Genomic DNA, 19598 nt, shown 5'->3' with positions numbered 1-19598 from the left:
TTCTATCCTGTGTTAAGCCTTACTCAATCAAATCAAAGAATAAGGAGTCTTAATCATCTCTATCATCGTCATTCTCAAGCTCAGACATGATGTCTTTGCCCAAGAAGGCTAAATCAGTTTTCACTACGTGTGGGCGTTCAATCTCTTGAGAGACTTGTACGGCAAGCTTGTCTTCAGAGCGACCCATTTTTACGCGGTAAGTCGGTAAATCTTCGATGAACATGGTTGCGTGCTCAGGCATTTCAATCGGAATAATGTCGCCTGGTTGCAGCTCCATCAAATCGCGCAACGATATGTCTTTTTCCAGCAAATTCACTCGGAAGTTCACCGGACAGTCCATGATCTCTTCGCGCAGCGCTGAACTCCAACGTACGTCAGTTTCCATCTTGTCCGACTGAACACCAGCATCGAGCAACTCGCGGATTGGCTCGACCATGGAATACGGCATTACGACATGGAAGTCACCGCCACCGCCATCCACTTCAATATGGAATGAGCTCACGACAATCACTTCGGTCGGGCTCACGATGTTTGCCATGCTTGGGTTTACTTCAGAATCGAGGTATTCAAACTCGACGCCCATGACTGGCGACCACGCTTCTTTGTAGTCTTCAAACACAATTTTCAGCAGTAGCTGGATAATGCGACGCTCAGTTGGCGTAAATTCACGGCCTTCGATTTTGGCGTGGAAGCGGCCATCGCCACCAAAGAAGTTTTCTACCAGAATGAAGACGAGACGCGCTTCCATGGTAATCAATGCCGTACCTTTAAGAGGACGGAAGCGAACCATGTTCAAACTGGTGGGCACGTACAACGTATTTTGGTACTCGCCAAACTTCATCATCTGTACGCCGTTGATCGACACTTCGGCCGTTTTGCGCAGCATGTTAAACAGACTGATCCGCATGTGTCGTGCAAAACGCTCGTTAATCAGTTCGAGCGTTGGCATTCGACCACGGACAATCCTGTCTTGAGACGAGAAATCGAAACTGACGGCACCTTCCGTGTCGTTATCTAAGGGCTCATCAATGTCATCGACATCATCAACCCCGTGCAGTAGCGCATCAATTTCGTCTTGGCTTAATAGATCGGTCACGTTTTACCTATTGAATAACAAAATCTGTAAACAGTACTTTTTCAATCACTGGCTTGCCGACCGCAGCATTTAAAGCTGCTTTAATATCTTCGGAAGCTCGGTCTCGCAGTTCTACTCGACCCGTTGGAGAACGAAGCTGCTCTACCGTTGCCGATGCAAATGTTGATAACAAAGAGCTCTCAACCAACGGAGAATGGTAACGCGCCAACTGCTCATTCTCTGAGCCACGTACCATAAGCTGCGCTTTGATTTGCACCAGTCTATCGCGACGGTCACCCGTCACGTTAAAAATGAACGGTTGCGGAAGATTCACGTACGCAATTGGGTTAGCCGCTGCGGCCTGTGTTTGCTGTGACTCTGCCTCTGCGGCTTGAGCCGAATCATCCGATCCCATCAAAAAGAACGCCGCCGCGCCACCACCACCGAGCAGAACCACGACTGCAATAATGATGATCAGTAGCTTGCTTTTACCTTTTGGTGCATCGGCACCTTGTAGCTGTTCTTCTGCCATTGTTTTCTCTAATTATTTGTTCTTGTTCAAGATGGTTGAGGTTACGACATTAGGCGTAAAAACTAATTCCATCACGCTTTGAAACCACATTCAAATCAAGATTCACGTCGGCATCAAAGTTTTCGTCTGACTGGCCAGAAAAACCGCGTCCAGACGTGCTTTGGCCATTTTGTTCAGCCGCTGCGTAACCACTTTGCTGTTGTCCACTGCTTTGCTGCTGAACCGAGGAATCCGCCAGTTGCATCCCTTGTTGAGCCAACATTTCACGTAGACGAGGCAACGTTTGTTCAATAATGTCACGCGCTTGTGGGTTGGTAACCGTAAAATGCACGTTGGCCAAATCGTTGTTCATCGTCATGCGAATTTGCATACGGCCAAGCTCTGGTGGGTCAAGTCGGATGTCGAGGTTCTTCAAGTTCTTCGACATCATCATTTGTACTTTTTCCGCCACTTGCTCATTAGCGAGCTCTTTTGTTAATTGCAGAGGCAGTTGCGCTTGCTGAGCGGCTTCCGCTCGGGTTTGCTGTTGGGCTGTTACGCCTTGTTGACCTGCTGCCGCTTGCAGCTGTCCTGCTAATCCGTATTGCGACTCTGGCTTATCTTGCTGGCTCGCCGTAGCTTTCAACGCACCTGCACTTAACGCGGCATTGATCGCTTTGTGGCTCACTTCCCCATTAGCAGCCATTTGAACTGCTGGGTTGAAATTATTCGCCACCAGCGCATCAGGCATTGGTGCGGACGTAAGTTTATCGGCATGTTGAGCCATTGGCGCTTGCGCAGCGGCGTGCTTCATCTCTTGCGCGTTTACGTATTGTGCTTGTTGCCCGATCGCGACTGCAGCAGCTGTTCGTTCACTGCCGTTTCGTACATTGTTATGCTGCGTTGTATTTTGCTCCGCAAGAATGGCTTTCACGTCCGTTGGCAGCGCAACCAACTGGGCTAGCTCTTGCTCAGGAATATCCGCGACGACGTCACCCGTTCTCAAACCTTCAATGACATTGATTTCTTGTTCGCTCAGAGGTTTGCCTTGCGCCAACTTGGTATCAATGACTTCCAGCTCATCAATTGAAACCAGCTGAACCGCCTTACCTTCAAAGCCGAGCGTCTCAGGGTCAAGTGACACCGAACCATCCAATGCACCTGAGGTGTTCGCCTGAGCTTGTTGCATTGCTGAAGCATCCATTACAGGAGGCGCAGTCAGGTTTTGCCATTCAGTTGATTGAGACTGTAGCTTCTCAATATCAATCGGCTTTCCATTGGCATCTAAGATTGGTTCCAGTTGCTGCTCGGCCGCCAAATTTACTTGCTCAACAGAAGGCGTCGATTGCAACGCTGCTAGCACTTTTGCGTCATCTGTTTCGACCAGTTTCGACACTGGAGCAGAGAAAGAGGTTGCTTGCGTCGTCTGTAGAGGCAAACCCTTGCCGCTATCAACAAAAGAATCATTGGTTTGCAATGCTTGGTTCGCTTGTTCAATACGACCGAGTAGTTGCTGACCTTCTCCCATCGCACTGGCCACCGCTATCTTATCTTGCGAGTCTGTGTTCTGAGCGCTTTGTTTTGAATCCAACTGAGCCTCTGACTCCATTGGCGACAAAGCTTGCTTAGCTACGACGGGGTCTTTACCTTCTTCTTGAAGTGATTCCGAAGTTTGCTCGGATTCGTCAGCAACGGCTTTTACGCCTTCATGCTCTAGCAATGCATCAGCCGCTTTTCCGTCGACACTCTCACGGTTCGCGACTGATTCTTGGCTCTCGCCATTCTTCTCGACCGCTTCACCTTCTGTGGCGCTAACGTCGGTCTTTGCATCTGTACTTGCTGTTTGAGTGACCGCTTTTTCTGCTTTTTGTGAACCTGTAAAAACTCCCGCTAAGGTTTCAAAAAAACCTTTGCTTTCAGAGCTTTCTGTAGGTGCTTTTGCGGAAGACTCAGAAACAGAGGTCTTGCTAGTCGCAGAAACATTAGACAAATTCACATTCATAAAAACTTTCTCGTTTTTAGCTACGCCTTTTTATGGCGTGACCAGATTGCCCATCAGAGGCAAAATTAGATAATTAAACCATGAATTTGCAAAAATCACGCCAACGCATAAGGCTATTTTCCTGACGGACAACGCACACGAAAAGAGTGGAAGCGAGATCAACTTCAACAAAAATTAGAACGGCTTGGCCTTACGGCTAAACAACAGCGTGGAAAACTCATCCATTTGCTTTTGCTCACGTTTGGCTTCCGCGATTTGCTTTTCTTTCGCTTTCTTTTCGATCATCCACTCGTAAGACATGCGTTCTTGGCGCATCTTGAGCCAGTAGTCTTTGCAGTTTTCGACTTGTTCTTTGAAGTGATGCTCTGCTTGCTTTTGCTTTGACAGTGTCTCGTCAAGCTGACATAAGAATCGGTTGAGATGCCCGTATTGGCTGGCGGTTAAACCCGCTTGACCACGATCCACCAACTGCTGGCAGTAATCGAGACGATATTTTTCGATTTGCTCAACCTGACGGTAATAGTCTTCAAGCTCAGAGCGCGCTTTGTTCAGCGCAAGCACGGCTTGGTCTTCGCGCTCTTTGGTCTGCTCAAGTAGGAATTCCATCGCATTATTCATACGCTATTACCCACCCAAAATATTTCTGAGCATATTGACGCACATATCGTATGGCACCGATTCTTTCATACGCTGCTGCAAGTATTCGTCTAGCTTTGGCTTTAATGTAAATGCGCCATCGATAGCCGGATCGGTGCCCGGCTTGTAAGCACCAATCGACACCAAATCTTGATTTTTGCGACAAATAGACAAGACCTGACGTACCGCTTTCGACATCAACACATGTTCTTCGGTGGTGATCTGAGGCATCACTCGGCTGACCGATTTCTCGACGTCAATCGCAGGGTAATGTCCCGCGTCTGCCATTTCACGCGACAAAACAATGTGACCATCAAGAATGGCACGAGACGCATCGGCGATCGGGTCTTGCAGATCGTCACCTTCGGTTAAAACGGTAAAGAAAGCGGTGATCGAGCCTTGCTCTGGGCTGCCATTACCCGCACGTTCCACCAGCGCAGGCAACTTGGCAAATACCGAAGGCGGATAACCTTTGGTGGCTGGCGGTTCACCAACCGACAAGGCAATTTCACGCTGCGCTTGAGCAAAACGGGTCAGTGAATCCATCAGCAACAGTACATCCAAACCTTGGTCGCGGAAGTACTCGGCAATCGTAAGCGCCGTTTGACACCCCTTCATACGCATCAACGGAGATGCATCAGCTGGTGCAGCCACCACAACTGAGCGACGACGTCCGTCTTCGCCCAAAATCTCTTCAATAAACTCTTTAACTTCGCGTCCACGTTCACCGATCAGACCTACCACCACCACTTGCGCCGTAGTGCCTCGTGTCATCATGCCTAGCGTGACCGATTTACCCACACCAGAACCCGCAAACAAGCCAATACGCTGGCCTTTGCCTACCGTCAACAAACCGTTGATCGCTTTTAAGCCAACATCGAGTGGTTCAGATATCGGTTTTCGTGCCAGTGGGTTGATGGGTTCCGCATTAAATGACGCACGGTGCTCAGTGTAAATCGGGCCAAGTCCATCCAGCGGATTACCCACGCCATCAATAACGCGACCAAGCAATTCCATACCAACAGGCAAACCTGCTTCGCTGGTTAATGGCGTCACTTTTGCACCGGGCAAAATACCGGTGATTTGCTCACTCGGCATCAAATACAAGTTATCACCAGAAAAACCAACCACTTCAGCTTCCATGTGACCAGACATGGTTTCAACCAAACATAGACTGCCGATCGGCGCACGACAGCCCGTTGCTTCTAAGGTCAAACCAACAACGCGCACCAATTTGCCAGAAGCGACCGGGCGCGTGGTTAAGCCTTCGACTTTGTAGTTTTTGAGACGATCGGCCAAAGCTTGCATGGATTACTCACCCTCTTGGTGACGGTTCGCGCCACAAAAGCTGTGCAGCACACTCTTGATGCGCTCTTCCATGCGGTAGTTAATGCTCGATTCGCCTGCTTCGATTTGCACATCGCCACGACTAAGTGATGGTTCAGAAACCAGTGTCCAGTTGCGACAATCTAAGTCTTCTTCACCATACGCAGAGCGAATGATGGCAACATCTTCAGGGTTGAGATGCAATGTGATTGGATGGCCAGAAATCGGCAGCGCTTCTACCGACTGCTTAACCGTATCGAGGATAATTTGTGGATTGGTTTGAACCTCAACATGCACCACTTCTTTGACTAAGCACAGCACCATGTCCACCAGTTGCTTCTCTACCTGAGCATTCATCAGCTCCAAAGGTTGAGCAAACTGGTTGGCGAGATTCATAAACACTTCAACCTGCTGTTGAATAAACTCTTGGCCAGCAGAAACGCCTTCTGCTTTACCCAGCTCTAAGCCCTCAGCATGGCCTGCTTGCAAGCCTTCTTCTTTACCCTTGTCGTAACCTTGCTTAAAGCCAGCTTCTTGACCTTGGTACAAACCTTCTTGATAAGCGCCTTGCTTGATCAGTTCGATCTGTTCTTCTGTCAGTTCAAGAGCTTGTTCTTCTTCTGGCTCGTCAAAGTTTGGCACCCAGCTAGGATCGTAGTTAAACGCAGTCTGTTTGGCTTTTTTTTCCTTTGAATCGCCATAGTCGGGCAAACCCCAACGCTGCGGTTCAATCAGCGCATCATCTTCATCAGGACGGATAAATCCACGTTTTCTATCGCCAGCCATGGGTTACCTACTGTGTATTAGATTTGAAGTGAAGGTGCCCCGCAACAAGAAGGTCGCAGGGCTATAGAGATTATAAGAACTCGTCTGCGCCGCCAGAAAGCATGATTTCGCCAGCGTCGGCCATACGACGAGCAATCGCCAGGATTTCTTTCTGCGCCGCTTCTACGTCTGCCACACGCACTGGTGGCATCGCTTCGATGTCGTCACGCATCATCTCAGCAGCACGCTTAGACATGTTCTTGAAGACTTTCTCACGTAGAGAATCATCGGCACCTTTAAGTGCTTTTTGTAGAACGTCTTGCGGTACATCACGCAGCAATTTCTGAATACCTTGGTCGTCCACTTCGACCAAGTTCTCGAAGACGAACATAAGATCTTGGATTTGCGTCGCCATGTCTTCGTCTTGGTCGCGGATTTGTTCCATCAAGATACCTTCGACGTTGTTGTCTAGGTAGTTCATGATCTCGGCTGCTGCCTTCAAGCCGCCAATCTTGGCTGCTTGTGCACCCGCTTGACCCGCGAACTGCTTCTCCATGATCTCGTTTAGCTCTGCCAATGCTGATGGCTGAACCTCTTCAAGGTTGGCAATACGCATCATCAGATCCAAACGCACACGCTCTGGGAACTGAGAAAGAATTTCCGCCGATTGATCCGCTTCCAAGTACGACAATACGATGGTTTGAATTTGCGGGTGTTCGTTGACGATAATGCTTGCCACTTGGCGTGGGTCCATCCATTTCAATGAATCCAGACCTTTCGAACCGGTACCCAGCAGAATTTGATCAACCAAGTTGTTCGCTTTGTCTTCACCCAGCGCGGCCACCAAGGCATTACGCATAAAGTCTTCGCTGCCCATACCAATGTTGGTGTATTTCTGGATATCTTCCAAAAACGTACGGTGCACCGCCGATACTTTCTCTTGGCTTAAATCTTTAGCACGCGCCATTGCACTACCAACGCGCTGTACTTGTTTCGGTTCTAAATGACGGATGATGCCAGCCGCATCTTGCTCATTCAGACTTAATAACAAAATGGCCGCTTTCTCTTCACCAGTAATGGTGGAGGCATCAAACTCAACTGGCATGCCTGCGCCGTTTTCATCTTGAGGTACGATATCGTTAGCCATTTTCGTTCATCCAGTTTTTCACAACTTGAGCCGCTAGCTCTGGTTCGTTCGCTACAAGTGCACGAACCGCTTTCAGTACGTCTTCATCTTTATGAAGGTTAGGCAGATCGATACTTGAACCAAATTCAAACAGCTCACTGCTTTCAATGTCGCTACCAATTAGGCTGGTTTCGCCATCGGCACCAATTGGCAAGCCGTCTGGGCCGTACATTTCATCGTCGTCATCACCAGCTGGGTTAAGCAGTTTCTTCATTGCAGGGCGAACCAGTACAAGCACAACCACAATGATAACTAAAGCGCTGGCGAACCAACGAACCCAATCGTTGAAGTTCGGGTGTTCCCAAATTGGTTGGTCAACAAGCTGCTCGGTTTCTGGCTCGGCAAACTTGACGCTCAATACGTTAAGTAAATCACCACGAGATTGATCAAAGCCGACGGTGCCAATCAACACCTGACGAATCGCGTTGATTTCACCTTCCGACATTGGTGTGTAAGTCACTTCACCTGTATCTGGATTAACTTGGCGACGGTCTTTGATGGCAACCGAAACAGTTTGACGCGCCACGGTGCCCGTTTGCTTACGCTCATGGCTAATCGTGGTATCTAGCTCGAAGTTGCGGGTCGATTCTTTACGTACAGAGCCTTGCCCCATTACCGAGCCGTCTTTCATTTGCGCGACATCTTGCGGAATAGAAGCATCCGCCGGAGGCTGATTACTAAGCGCACCCGGAATGCCTGCTACCATGTTGCCGTTGTTGTAATCTTCTAGCGCGTACTCACTGCGGGTCGATGGCGTATTTGGGTCGAAACGTTTACGAGTTTGCTCAACCGCACTGAAATCCATTTGGATATCCACTTGCGCGGTGTAGTTACCAAAACCAAGAATAGGCAACAGCACAGAGTCGATTTTTTCACGCAATGCTTGTTCTTGGCTGCGTTCTAACTCTTGCTCTTTACGACGCGCGGCAGACGCCGGATCTTGCGAACCAGAGCTCAACAAACGGCCATGCTGATCCGTGACGGTAATGCGCGATGTCTTCATGCCTGGAACGGCACTCGCGACCATATCGACAATCGAGTCCACTTCTTGCTGCTTGAGGTTGGCACCTGTCGATAGCGTCAAAAATACTGAGGCGGAAGCTTCTTGGTTATGACGCACAAACACACTGTGTTTCGGCAACGCCAACAACACTCGCGCTTTGCGAACCTGCTTCATTTCTTCAATGGCTTGAGCTAGCTGACGCTCACGGCTGAGCTTAAGACGTTCCTGCTCTAGGCGCTGAGAAACACCAAAGCCCATGTCTTGCAGCAGAATGTCATCGCCCGCTTCGGTCGCTTGATTGACGCCCGAACGCACCATGCCTAATTTGATTGAGTTGTACTCGCTCGACTCCACCGAAACGGTATTACCATCGAGTTTGTAATTGATTTTTTGCTGGTCAAGGTAATCCAGAACAGGGATCAGTTCTTCAGTGTCGTAAGCGCCAAGCGGACGCATTTCTGGTTCTTTTACCCAGAAGAACAACATCACGATTAACGCAACACAGATAGAGATCGATAGCACAAGCACGACCTGTCGAAGCAAATCGAGGTCGCCCACGGCCATATCGAATTTTGATGCACTGCGCTCTTCTAAATCTGGATTTTGGCTTTCCACATCCATATCGGAGCTAGAAACCAGTGCGCCATCTGAGCCGCCATCAGTGACGGTTAAATCTGTAGACTTGTCTGCCACACTTATTACCTAAATTACACTGGCATGTTCATGAGGTCTTTGTAGGCCTCAACGAGCTTATTGCGGATTTGAACAGTGGCTTCAAAAGCAACACTGGATTTGTTACGAGCAATCATGACGTCAGATAAGGAAACATCGGCATCACCACGATCAAAACGCGTTTGTAGATCGCCAGATGATTTTTGAAGTGAGTTTACGTTATTGATGGCTTTGGTTAGGAGATCATTGAAATCTGCACCCACTTTCGCACCCGTTCCTGTCGGAGTGGTGTTGGTCGCTTCAACCATCATGGCGCGCATTTCGGCCTGAATACCATCAACTTTCATTATCACCTCTGAGCCAAAAGTTTGACTATCTATTTAAACTAAATATTGACACAGCAATTTATGTGCCATAAGACGCCAGCAGTATAGTTTACTCACACTTTTGTCTTATGGCTACGCGTGTGAAACCTAACTCGGAATATCTATACCCGCGTCACGCATTTTGGCAAGTTTGTAGCGCAGAGTACGTGGGCTTATGCCCAATTTCTCTGCCATTTCTTTGCGTCGGCCACTACATTCCACCAAGGTTTCTAGAATGATCGCGTACTCTTGATCGCGCAGCTCGCCACCCAACCCCTCGCCGCCAGTGTTAACGCGGTTGACGGATTCAGCTTGAGCAACAGGCTTGACATCAGGGACCAATGTTTCTGCACTTTGCACAACGTATTGCAAGCTGTTGGCATCTTGCCAATCCACGCCTTCTAGCAAGATGTGCTCTGCACCGATATCGCCGTTTTCACTCAAAATCAGCGCGCGTTGTACAACGTTATCCAGCTCTCGAACATTACCTGGCCATGGGTACTGCAATAGTTTTTCCACTGCAACTGGCGAGAACTGAGGAACAGGCATACCCATTTTGCTACAGTGACGCTCGGCAAGATGCTTCGCAAGTGGCGCAATGTCCCCTTTTCGCTCATTCAGCGCTGGCCATGCGATTGGGAACACATTCAGGCGGTAGTACAAGTCTTCACGGAAATTACCTTCCGACACATACTGTTTGAGATCACGGTTACTGGTCGCTAACACACGAACATCTAACTTGATGCTCTTACGGCTACCAAGACGCTCTACTTCGCGCTCTTGCAAAACACGCAATAACTTCGCTTGCAGGTTTAAGTCCATCTCGCTGATTTCATCAAGTAAGATTGTGCCGCCTTGCGCTTGTTCGAACTTACCCGGACACGCCTGAACAGCACCAGTGAATGCACCTTTTTCGTAACCGAATAGCGTCGCTTCCAGCATGTTGTCAGGAATCGCCGCACAGTTAATCGCAACGAATGGGCCGTCTTTACGGTTTGATGCTTTGTGAATGTAACGCGACATCACTTCTTTACCTGAACCGCTTGGGCCTAAGATCATCACGTTCGCATCAGTGCGAGCCACTTTGTCAGCCAAAGCAAGTAAGCGCAGACTCTTTTCATCAGCAACGACAGCATCACCGTTGTCATCACTTTTGATAGGAGCATAGCGGCTTACCATATTAAGCAGCACTTCTGGTGCAAATGGTTTCGCCATGTAATCAATCGCGCCGTCTTTCATTGCAGAAACGGCATCTTCGATATTGGCGTAAGCCGTCATTAGCAGCACTGGTAAGTTCGGCCAATTTTGTTTGATGTTACGCAGCAGCGCTAAGCCACCCATACCTGCCATTTGCACGTCAGATACCACGATATCAACCGCATTTGATTTCAGCTTTACTAATGCGTCTTCTGCACTATCGGCTTCTAACCATTCATACCCTGCCAGAGCCAGAGTATCCACGAGGGCTTCACGAAGACCTTCGTCGTCTTCTACGATCAGCACTTTGCTTTGCGCCATTCTGATTCTCCAGTAATTGTTATTACCAGAAGCCGCTTATTGCGCTTCTGATTGCACTCGCTCCAGCGGAATGCACATGGTAAAGCAGGCTCCATCACCCTGCTCTGAAATAAGTTCCAATCGACCGTCATGGGCACGGCAAACCATTTGAACAACAGCCAGCCCTAACCCGGTTCCTTGAGAACGCGTGGTAAAAAATGGCTCCATAATTTTGGCCTGTAGTTCTTGTGGTACACCCGGGCCGCTGTCTTGCACAGAAATGCGCAGTTCACCGTTTACCGGGCGGAAAAAGATGTCGATTTGCGACTCTTTGCCTGACATTTGAATCGCGTTCATCACCAAGTTGCTCAGTGCAGAGGCGATAGCATTCGCGTTGCCAAGCAGTTCGGTCTGTTCTTCTTCTACTTCGAGGAAGTAATCAATGTTGTTGTTTTTAAGAGCGGTTTCGACCATTGGTTGGTATTCAGCAACCAATTGAGCAATCGTAAATGGCTTAATGACTTTATTATCACCACCTTTAGCAAAAAGCAGCATATCATTAACCTGCTTCTCCAAATCGTGCAGTCGATCCATTAATTTACTTTGGAAGCGCTCTCTCGTCGCTGGCGGAAGATTAGGCGCGCCCAAATTAGAGGCGTACAACATTGCGCTCGACAGCGGCGTTCTCACTTGATGCGCTAGCGATGCAACCATACGCCCTAATGAAGAAAGACGTTGTAGATCACTCACACGAGCTTGCAGTAAACGGGTTTCGGTTAAGTCGGTGATGAGGATCAGCTGCCCTGTCGCGGAGGCAGAAATCGCCAAACGCACTTTGCGACCATTACGCAGTGACACTTCGTGGCCATCATCTTCACGCGGATCAAAAGCCGCTTGAATGATGTTGAACCATTTCTCGTTAACCAGTGGGATTTCTAGAATTCGGTGCGCCTCGGGGTTTGCTTCTCGCACAACACCATACGTGTCGAGCAAAATAACCCCTGCGGGCATCACATCCAATACCTGCTTATAGCGCTCAACTTGGTTTTCTACTGAGTCTAAATGGGATTGGTTGGTGTTATTGTCCATTCACTGCCTGTCGAAATATCGCCACTAAAAAGTAAAATAGCTTGGTAAGCAATTAGCGTACCAAGCTATTTTTTATATTTATCATGACGTTATGTTATCGACAATAAGTTGACACCGAGAAATGTCTGATTTTAATGTCAGAAAAGATAACTTTTGTGATTGAACTGAAGCTCGATCTAACGCTGCAAATTATACTTGCGCATTTTCTCAACCAACGTTGTACGGCGCATACCCAGCATATCTGCAGCCCTTGCAACGACCCCACCTTGCGCTTCTAACGCTTGGCTGATCATGTTGACTTCCAAATCTGCTAATAGCTCTTTTAGGTTCACCCCTTCTGGTGGTAACGCTTGAGGCGCATTCATGTTGTGATCCAGATCGCTTTGCTCGTCAAAGCTGAAATCTTCCGAGAAGATGTCTTGGAACACATCGCGCTCTTGCTCTTCAATCGAAGTGAACGGATTACCTTCAGGTTGGAACTCTGGAATATCACTGTAGCGATATTTCGTCGGAAGATGGTTCACATCAACCAGACTGTTTGGGTACAAAATGATCATGCGCTCAACAAGGTTAGCTAACTCGCGCACGTTACCCGGCCAGTGGTGTTCCATCAAAGAGTTGATCGCACGCGGCGTGAAACAGATTGGCTGGCCGCCTTCGGCTTCCAGACGTGTCATCAGCTCCTGCAATAACAATGGGATATCTTGCTTACGCTCTTTTAGCGCTGGCATTTCGATTGGGAAAACGTTCAAACGATAGAACAAATCTTCACGGAACGTGCCCTCTTCGATCATGCTTTCCAGATTACGGTGTGTCGCAGCAACCACACGCACGTTGACTTTGATTGTCGAGTTTCCGCCAACTCGCTCAAAACAACGTTCTTGAAGTACACGCAATAACTTCACTTGCATCGACATTGGCATGTCACCAATTTCATCAAGGAAGATCGTGCCACCGTCTGCTAATTCGAATCGACCTTTACGCGCCGTTAACGCACCAGTAAACGCGCCTTTTTCGTGGCCAAACAATTCGCTTTCGAGTAGCTCCGGTGGGATTGCACCACAGTTAATTGGCACAAACGCACCATTGCGGTATGACGAATGGTAGTGAATGTTACGTGCTACCACTTCTTTACCCGTACCCGATTCACCAAGGATCAAGACATTGGCTTCTGTACCCGATACTTGCTCAATAAGATGACGAACTTCTTGAATACCGCGGCTCTGCCCTACTAAGCTACGAAACAGCGTGTTTTTACGCGCACTAGCAACAACATTGACCCCTTTACGGCCAAGAAAATCTTTGCAGTGACGTAACGCTTCACTAAGCTGCGGGTAATTTAGCGGTTGCTCTAATTCGCCAACAAAGTTTGGGAGATCGTCCACAGGCAAAGGAAAGCTGCCCAAGACAAGAAGTGGGATATGGTATGCATCGTTGAGACGAGCCATCACGGCAGTTGCCGCTCGACCTGCTGAGATATTGCCAACGATACAGCCTGACCATACGCTAGACCAATCAACATCGCCTAGCTGTTCAGAACCGACAGCTTCGCAACTTTCTCCAACAAATTCCAATATATTGCTTAAATTCAAACGACTTGATGCGTCATCATCAATTACAAGCAGCTTTGCCAAACCTTGCATAAGTAAGAATGATTGCCTTTATTTTAGGTGCGTTGCGGCCAAACCTGGATTTGCGCAATTGGGTGTTAAAGAAGGCGGAAACACCACACTCAATTTACGATCGACAAAATAGGAAAATCAGCAACAAAAAAAGCCATTAGGGCTACTAATGGCTTCTATTTTATTTGAATATGAAAATAAGGCAACCAAGCAATATAGAGGTGTGAGCTCGATTGTAACTTTGATGCGCAACTTGTTGCCAATGCAGTCTTAATGTTTTAAGTCGATCCTAAAGCATTGTTTTGATTATTAAATGCCGACTTCTGCTGCCGTCAAGTTGTGGAACTCTGTTGGAATCTGATCCCAAGCCGATTTAATCTCACGAATAATGTCAATAACGTCGTCGATCGGCTGTGGATCATTCTGGTGGTTTGCCGCAGAAATCTGCGTGATCATAAACTCGTACAATGAATCTAAGTTTGAAGCGATGTCACCACCATCTTCCATCGACAAACAGCTGCGTAGCGCAATAATAATGTCGAGTGCTTTACCTAAACGCTCGCCTTTTGCTGGGATATTTCCTGCTTGCATGGCTGCTTTGCCTTGAATAAGGCGCTCAATTGCACCAGCCATAAGCATTTGAATGACTTTGTGCGGAGAAGCCGCGCTCAGCTGGCTGTCGACTGATACTTTTTTGTATGCTTGCAAAGAACCGCGCATAGTAATCCTCTTTTAAATAAATTTTTTGTACTGCTGAAGCGAACGTTGGCCATAACGGAATTTGTGAAGCTCTTTTCCGACCTTTGACGTTTCTGATTGCATCAGCTCGACAATTCTTTTGGTACGAGTCAGCAAGTCTTGCCACTCTGCATCCTGCTTTACCAAGGGATTTTGTTGAATAATTGGTAACAGGTTTTGCAATAACCGTTCCCTGATATCGACCAAGCGAAGAATTTCTTCAGTATTAAAGTCAACTTTTTCCAGCTCTTGCGTAATTAGTTGATCTATATCACTAATTTCTATGAGTTCATTTTGCATTTATTAACCTAACGCACTCATAAGAGCCCCAAGTTGACCCTGCATCTTACCTGTCGCGTCTTGCATCGCGGTAAATTTCGCATGGGTACGCTTTTCCAGCCCTTCCATGCGGCGATCTAATGCCGCTTGGTCATCATTCAAACGGTAGTTTTGTTCTGTGAGACTTTTCTCTCGCGTACGAATGCTGCCCGTAATACCGGTGATGCCGTGAATCGCATCTTCGATACGCTTCGCAAAACCAGTGTTACCACCGAAGAATTTCTCTAACTCGTTGAAGTTATTGTTCAACTGACGGTCAAGCATGTCATAGTTGATTTCAAGCGTGCCTTGACGCGTCGTGGTAATACCAAATTCTGTCAATGATTTCAGATTTTCTGGTGCTTGATCGATTCGGCTTGAAAAGACGGCTTTCAATCGTGAATCGGCACTTCGCACCGTGCTGTCACCAGCTAGCGGCCCTTTTTGGCCGGTAGTTGGGTCCACACTCGAGAGTGCTTGCGAAGTTTGATAAAACGAGTTGTACGCCGAAACAAAGTTTTCGATGTCGCTGCGTACACTTTGACGGTCGTACTCGACACCGATTTCTGCAGGCGGCTTGTTTGGTTCTGACTTGCCTTTAAGTGTCAAATCCACGCCTTCAATGGCGTCTTCAATTACGTTGTTATGGCTTGAAAGTTTTGCCACGCCATCAAGCAGCACTTCAGAATCTTGCCCTGCTTGTACCTCTGTCATACCAAGGTATTCTTCGAATGAGGATTGCGCTTTTGCGATTTTGGCTTCTGCTTCGTCGATTTTTTCTAGACGTTCACGCTCTTGAGGATCGAGTTTCGCACGATGAATTTGCTTGGCTTGCTCTTCGGAAAGCTCACCACGTTCGACTTTTGCGTCGAGTTCTTGCTTTTCATCCGCAATTTTCTGTTCGATTTCTGCTTTTTCTTGTTCTAGGAGCTGCTTAGCTTCTTTGGTCGTAACGTAAGAATCCGTCAATGTGCCTGAGGCGGCATTATTCCAACCTGGAACATCCGGCGCTTTCTCTATCGCCTTTTCGTCCAGTTCCAGTTCTGGCTCTTCGTATGAATCCAGTAAGGTGCCTGACGCAGTTTCTGTCCAACCTGGAATGCGCTCTTCAGGTCGCAAGCTCGAGCTTTGATTGGCCTTATCAATGGCTTCTTGTCCGGCTTTAGCAGCCTCTGCACCAGCAGTAGAGATCGGCTCTTGCGATGCATCATCTTGTGCATTATCTGCCGCTTTTTGCGCTTCTGGAGGTAGAGGGTTGCCGTTCTCATCCAGAATTTCTGGTTGATCCGGTTGTTGCGGAGCTTGTAGTGGCCCTAACACTTCTTCTGCCGCAGCACGTGCTTCTTCAAGCGCGTTAACTCGGTCTTCAAGTGTTTGGTATTCGAAATATTTCAGAGGGTTGCCTCTTTCGGCTTCCACGCTGACTTTGATTTGATGATCCTTACCAGAGAGGTTTGAGGCAAGGATGAGACGCGGTCCTTCGACATCATTAATGACGGAAGCACGAACGCCAGGGTTGTCTTTAGCGCCATTGATGCCGCGTACGACATCGATGAGCTTAGATCGAGAACGAACCTCGATATTAAAACGGTCATCACCAAGCGAAATCTGCAGCTTACCAGGACCAAATTTTGCGTCTTCTGGCAATACGTCAGAAGCGACTTTGTGGCTCTGTGCAAGCTGCAACACATCGATAGCATACTTACCGGCTATAGCGTCAGTGGTTGCGGTGGCCGATACGATATTGTCGTCCGTGGTTTCAACCGTGCGGACGGCAAACGCTTTCTCCTGACGAAAGTTCGCCATGAGATTTTTCATCGTATCCAACGATTCTCTGAGTCGCCCATAGGCACTGATACTGGCATTGATTGTCGTGCGATCGTTGTCGATGCGTTGCTGCTTAGGCACACGTTCCGCATCCACAATTTTGCTGACCATGGAATTAATATCCATGCCGCCAGACATCCCCACAGGGCCTAAACTCATTAAATCACCTCAAAAACGACTTACACTTTTTCAACTAACAAACCGCTGTTAGCTGTGTGCTCAGCTAGGCGACGCAATACCACTAGCAGTTCTTCATCAGGAAATTGACGAATCACATCACCAGTATTGGTTTCGTAAATCGTCACAACGTCTCTGCCGGATTCTTCATCCACACGAAACGCTACTCCTTTGTTGATGGACGAGACAAACTCATTCATTTGTTCGACCATTTTTTCACGTTCTTCTCTGTTTAGCTCCTGACGGCTTTCCGCCATCTCGATTGCCGCTTGAACAGAGAAGTCGTGCTCGGTGCCTTTCGCTTTTTGCGGCGAAACGTCACCGGTTGAACTTGCTGTGCTAGGCGTACCTATGCCGTTGCCATTTTTATTTGCAACATTTGTGCCATTCGGTGTGCCGTAAGGCTGGATGTTCGATGCGTAGGAGGATATTTCCATTACAATCTCCCTTCCACCTTATGAGCTAACGATAGGATCTATCGTTTTGGTGACCTAAGCACTAGGCTGGGTCGACCTTGTTAGCCCAACAAGCTTAGCGCTGCAGATGGTGACTGCTTCGCTTGAGCCAGGATTGAAGTACTTGCTTGCTGAAGAATTTGCGACTTAGTCATCGCTGTTGTTTCTTTCGCGTAATCAGTATCTTTAATACGGCTGTTAGATGCATTAACGTTTTCGTTAATGTTGTCTAGGTTGCTGATTGCGTGGTTGAAACGGTTCTGGAAAGCACCTAGTGACGCACGTTGGCTGTCTACTGATTTAAGTGCACCGTCGATAATTGCTACAGCTTCTTGAGAGCCTGCAACCGTTGTTACGTCGATGTCTTTAACCGTTACGTCTTTCGCATCACCAAAACCGATCTCGCCAGCTAGGTTGCCAGAGAACTCAACTTCACCATTTACTTTCTGAGTAGAAGCAAATACTTGTAGCTTGCCGTCTTCACCAACAGACGCTTTTACATCTTCGCTTTGACCGTTGATGTAAGTTGCTAGCTGCTCAATGTCGTCGCCTTGCTTAGCCTTGATGGTAAGTTCTTTCTCTTCACCTTGTTTGTTGGTGTAGCTCATTTTAAGCTCAGTTTTATCACCAACTGTCCAAGATGCATCTTTACCTTCTTCTGCTGAGTAGCTCTTACCACCCATTGCTGAAGTATCAGAACGTAGGCTGCCCATAGAAAGCATTACAGCTTCGCCAGAGTCCGCACCGATTTGGAAAGATTGAGTACCGTACGTACCGTTAAGCAGTTTGTTACCACCGAAAGAGGTTGTTTCAGCGATACGGTTTAGTTCGTCGTTTAGCGCTGTTACTTCTTCTTGGATCGCTACACGTTCTGCTTTTGAGTTAGAACCGTTCGCAGATTGAAGCGATAGGTCACGCATACGTTGTAGGATGTTGGTAGATTCATTCATTGCACCTTCAGCAACCTGTGCAATGGAGATACCGTCGTTCGCGTTTTTCACAGCCATGTCTAGGCCACGGCTTTGAGCGTTCAAACGGTTTGAAATCTGTAGACCTGCAGCATCATCTTTCGCGCTATTGATTTTATAACCCGAAGACAAACGCTCCATTGATTTTTGTTGACCTTCAGCCGCGTGGTTTAGGTAACGCTGTGCGGTCATCGCAGAAACGTTAGTATTAACGTTAATCGCCATAATTGATCTCCTTAAGGCTTAGTGAATGTACCGTCGTGTCTCTCACCTCACTTAGGTACATCTCATTTCTCTCAGTCCCTTTAACGGCGACGTATGCATATCCTTTAGGAGAAATTTTCAATTTTTTGCGATTATTTTCTTTGGCTTACTGAAGTGTGATGGAGCTCTAATATTGTCTTTGATGAATACCTTTGCTCTTTTAAAGGCAGAAAAAAACCCAGCCGAAGCTGGGTTTACTCGCTCATCTCTCACCACGAGCCAATGAGGTTCTCGTCTTAGGTTTAAAATTAACCTAGAAGACTTAGCGCTGAGTTTGGCGCTTGTTTCGCTTGCGCAAGGATTGAGCTTGACGCTTGCGATAGAATTTGTGACTTGGTCATTGCCGTCGTTTCTTTCGCGAAGTCGGTATCTTTGATACGGCTCTTCGACGCATTCACGTTCTCGTTAATGTTGTCCAAGTTGCTGATTGCATGGTTGAAACGGTTCTGGAATGCACCCAGCTCTGCACGGTGGCTGTCTACGTATTTCAGTGCCGCATCGATGATTGCTACTGATTCTTGTGCACCGCCAACTGAAGTTACGTCGATAGTATCAACCGTAACGTTTTTCTTGTTGTCGCCTAGCCCTAGTTCACCAGACAGACCGCCAGAGAATGACACTTCGCCTTCTACTTTGTTGTTACCAGCAAAGATTTGCAGTTTGCCATCTTGGTCTACTGACGCTTTCACTAGGTCTGTTTGACCGTTGATGTACGTTGCTAGCTCTTCGATGTCATCGCCCGCTTTCGCGTTGATGTTGATTTCTTGCTCTTGACCAAAGCTGTCAGTTAGGCTGATTTTTAGGTCATTTTTGCCTTGTGCAACGTTCCAGTCTTTGCCTTTACCGCTTTCAGCTTGGTAGCTCACACCGCCCATCATTTTGTTGTCTGAGCGCATGTCTTTAAGCTCAAGCATTACTGCTTCACCGTTATCAGCACCGATTTGGAACGATTTCGCACCATGTGTGCCGTTTAGTAGCTTGTTACCACCAAAAGATGTGGTTTCTGCGATACGGTTTAGTTCGTCGTTTAGTGCTGTCACTTCTTCTTGAATCGCAACGCGCTCTGCTTTCGAGTTTGAGCCGTTTGCTGATTGTAGAGACA

Annotated in this window: 18 protein-coding genes; all 18 read right to left on the bottom strand. The window is 47.7% G+C overall.

Annotation, left to right across the window (positions count from 1 at the left end):
• Positions 1 to 49: 49 nt before the first annotated feature.
• Positions 50 to 1096 carry a flagellar motor switch protein FliM gene (gene fliM / locus ACF8EG_RS17855; RefSeq protein ID WP_005457756.1) on the bottom strand — a complete coding sequence of 349 codons (1047 nt, stop codon included), beginning with the start codon at positions 1094 to 1096 and terminating at the stop codon, positions 50 to 52.
• Between the two features lie 7 nt (positions 1097 to 1103).
• A complete protein-coding gene (fliL, locus tag ACF8EG_RS17850) occupies positions 1104 to 1607 on the bottom strand; it encodes a flagellar basal body-associated protein FliL (RefSeq protein WP_005457696.1) in 504 nt (167 codons plus the stop codon).
• Between the two features lie 49 nt (positions 1608 to 1656).
• Positions 1657 to 3588 carry a flagellar hook-length control protein FliK gene (locus tag ACF8EG_RS17845; RefSeq protein ID WP_069507029.1) on the bottom strand — a complete coding sequence of 644 codons (1932 nt, stop codon included), beginning with the start codon at positions 3586 to 3588 and terminating at the stop codon, positions 1657 to 1659.
• Between the two features lie 174 nt (positions 3589 to 3762).
• A complete protein-coding gene (gene fliJ, locus ACF8EG_RS17840) occupies positions 3763 to 4206 on the bottom strand; it encodes a flagellar export protein FliJ (protein WP_005457733.1) in 444 nt (147 codons plus the stop codon).
• A gap of 6 nt (positions 4207 to 4212) precedes the next feature.
• Complete coding sequence (fliI, locus tag ACF8EG_RS17835; RefSeq protein WP_206926147.1) at positions 4213 to 5532, bottom strand: flagellar protein export ATPase FliI; 1320 nt, start codon at positions 5530 to 5532, stop codon at positions 4213 to 4215.
• A gap of 3 nt (positions 5533 to 5535) precedes the next feature.
• Complete coding sequence (fliH, locus tag ACF8EG_RS17830) at positions 5536 to 6336, bottom strand: flagellar assembly protein FliH (RefSeq protein ID WP_031854432.1); 801 nt, start codon at positions 6334 to 6336, stop codon at positions 5536 to 5538.
• 70 nt (positions 6337 to 6406) lie between these two features.
• Positions 6407 to 7462: a flagellar motor switch protein FliG gene (fliG, locus tag ACF8EG_RS17825; RefSeq protein WP_005457745.1), complete on the bottom strand. Its 1056-nt coding sequence runs from the start codon at positions 7460 to 7462 to the stop codon at positions 6407 to 6409.
• Positions 7455 to 9197 (bottom strand): flagellar basal-body MS-ring/collar protein FliF, encoded by a 1743-nt coding sequence (fliF, locus tag ACF8EG_RS17820; protein WP_005457713.1) that lies wholly within the window; start codon positions 9195 to 9197, stop codon positions 7455 to 7457. The genes fliG and fliF overlap by 8 nt, the downstream gene beginning before the upstream one ends.
• Positions 9198 to 9211: 14 nt before the next feature.
• Positions 9212 to 9523 (bottom strand): flagellar hook-basal body complex protein FliE, encoded by a 312-nt coding sequence (gene fliE / locus ACF8EG_RS17815; protein WP_005457685.1) that lies wholly within the window; start codon positions 9521 to 9523, stop codon positions 9212 to 9214.
• Between the two features lie 126 nt (positions 9524 to 9649).
• Entirely contained in the window at positions 9650 to 11059 is a 1410-nt protein-coding gene (locus ACF8EG_RS17810) for a sigma-54 dependent transcriptional regulator (protein WP_020841153.1), read from the bottom strand.
• Between the two features lie 36 nt (positions 11060 to 11095).
• Complete coding sequence (locus tag ACF8EG_RS17805; protein ID WP_005457625.1) at positions 11096 to 12127, bottom strand: PAS domain-containing sensor histidine kinase; 1032 nt, start codon at positions 12125 to 12127, stop codon at positions 11096 to 11098.
• A 176-nt stretch (positions 12128 to 12303) separates the two neighbouring features.
• Positions 12304 to 13770, bottom strand: a complete 1467-nt coding sequence (locus ACF8EG_RS17800; RefSeq protein WP_005481102.1) for a sigma-54 dependent transcriptional regulator — start codon at positions 13768 to 13770, stop codon at positions 12304 to 12306.
• A gap of 288 nt (positions 13771 to 14058) precedes the next feature.
• Complete coding sequence (gene fliS, locus ACF8EG_RS17795) at positions 14059 to 14469, bottom strand: flagellar export chaperone FliS (protein WP_005433081.1); 411 nt, start codon at positions 14467 to 14469, stop codon at positions 14059 to 14061.
• A gap of 12 nt (positions 14470 to 14481) precedes the next feature.
• Positions 14482 to 14787, bottom strand: coding sequence for a flagellar protein FliT (locus tag ACF8EG_RS17790; RefSeq protein WP_005457717.1), 306 nt, complete (start codon positions 14785 to 14787; stop codon positions 14482 to 14484).
• A 3-nt stretch (positions 14788 to 14790) separates the two neighbouring features.
• The gene (fliD, locus tag ACF8EG_RS17785) at positions 14791 to 16791 is read right to left on the bottom strand and encodes a flagellar filament capping protein FliD (protein WP_069507031.1); all 2001 of its coding nucleotides are present in this window, start codon (positions 16789 to 16791) and stop codon (positions 14791 to 14793) included.
• A gap of 20 nt (positions 16792 to 16811) precedes the next feature.
• Positions 16812 to 17246, bottom strand: a complete 435-nt coding sequence (gene flaG, locus ACF8EG_RS17780) for a flagellar protein FlaG (protein ID WP_005457768.1) — start codon at positions 17244 to 17246, stop codon at positions 16812 to 16814.
• Between the two features lie 80 nt (positions 17247 to 17326).
• The gene (locus ACF8EG_RS17775; RefSeq protein ID WP_025630373.1) at positions 17327 to 18457 is read right to left on the bottom strand and encodes a flagellin; all 1131 of its coding nucleotides are present in this window, start codon (positions 18455 to 18457) and stop codon (positions 17327 to 17329) included.
• 287 nt (positions 18458 to 18744) lie between these two features.
• The coding region (locus ACF8EG_RS17770) for a flagellin (RefSeq protein ID WP_392419669.1) at positions 18745 to 19598 on the bottom strand (854 nt) is incomplete at its 5' end.

This window comes from Vibrio sp. YQ_11, from assembly GCF_043103065.1.
Lineage (GTDB): Bacteria > Pseudomonadota > Gammaproteobacteria > Enterobacterales > Vibrionaceae > Vibrio > Vibrio parahaemolyticus.
Note: the sequence above shows the minus strand (reverse complement) of the source record. Positions and strands in the feature narration are given on the sequence as shown.

What these genes read in the sequence shown, in the direction of transcription:
- fliL (WP_005457696.1), bottom strand. Translation starts at nt 1,607, where the DNA reads ATGGCAGAAGAACAGCTACAAGGTGCCGATGCACCAAAAGGTAAAAGC.
- ACF8EG_RS17845 (WP_069507029.1), bottom strand. Translation starts at nt 3,588, where the DNA reads ATGAATGTGAATTTGTCTAATGTTTCTGCGACTAGCAAGACCTCTGTT.
- fliS (WP_005433081.1), bottom strand. Translation starts at nt 14,469, where the DNA reads ATGCGCGGTTCTTTGCAAGCATACAAAAAAGTATCAGTCGACAGCCAG.
- ACF8EG_RS17775 (WP_025630373.1), bottom strand. Translation starts at nt 18,457, where the DNA reads ATGGCGATTAACGTTAATACTAACGTTTCTGCGATGACCGCACAGCGT.
- flaG (WP_005457768.1), bottom strand. Translation starts at nt 17,246, where the DNA reads ATGGAAATATCCTCCTACGCATCGAACATCCAGCCTTACGGCACACCG.
- ACF8EG_RS17800 (WP_005481102.1), bottom strand. Translation starts at nt 13,770, where the DNA reads ATGCAAGGTTTGGCAAAGCTGCTTGTAATTGATGATGACGCATCAAGT.
- fliH (WP_031854432.1), bottom strand. Translation starts at nt 6,336, where the DNA reads ATGGCTGGCGATAGAAAACGTGGATTTATCCGTCCTGATGAAGATGAT.
- ACF8EG_RS17805 (WP_005457625.1), bottom strand. Translation starts at nt 12,127, where the DNA reads ATGGACAATAACACCAACCAATCCCATTTAGACTCAGTAGAAAACCAA.
- fliG (WP_005457745.1), bottom strand. Translation starts at nt 7,462, where the DNA reads ATGGCTAACGATATCGTACCTCAAGATGAAAACGGCGCAGGCATGCCA.
- fliD (WP_069507031.1), bottom strand. Translation starts at nt 16,791, where the DNA reads ATGAGTTTAGGCCCTGTGGGGATGTCTGGCGGCATGGATATTAATTCC.
- ACF8EG_RS17810 (WP_020841153.1), bottom strand. Translation starts at nt 11,059, where the DNA reads ATGGCGCAAAGCAAAGTGCTGATCGTAGAAGACGACGAAGGTCTTCGT.
- ACF8EG_RS17790 (WP_005457717.1), bottom strand. Translation starts at nt 14,787, where the DNA reads ATGCAAAATGAACTCATAGAAATTAGTGATATAGATCAACTAATTACG.
- fliE (WP_005457685.1), bottom strand. Translation starts at nt 9,523, where the DNA reads ATGAAAGTTGATGGTATTCAGGCCGAAATGCGCGCCATGATGGTTGAA.
- fliJ (WP_005457733.1), bottom strand. Translation starts at nt 4,206, where the DNA reads ATGAATAATGCGATGGAATTCCTACTTGAGCAGACCAAAGAGCGCGAA.
- fliI (WP_206926147.1), bottom strand. Translation starts at nt 5,532, where the DNA reads ATGCAAGCTTTGGCCGATCGTCTCAAAAACTACAAAGTCGAAGGCTTA.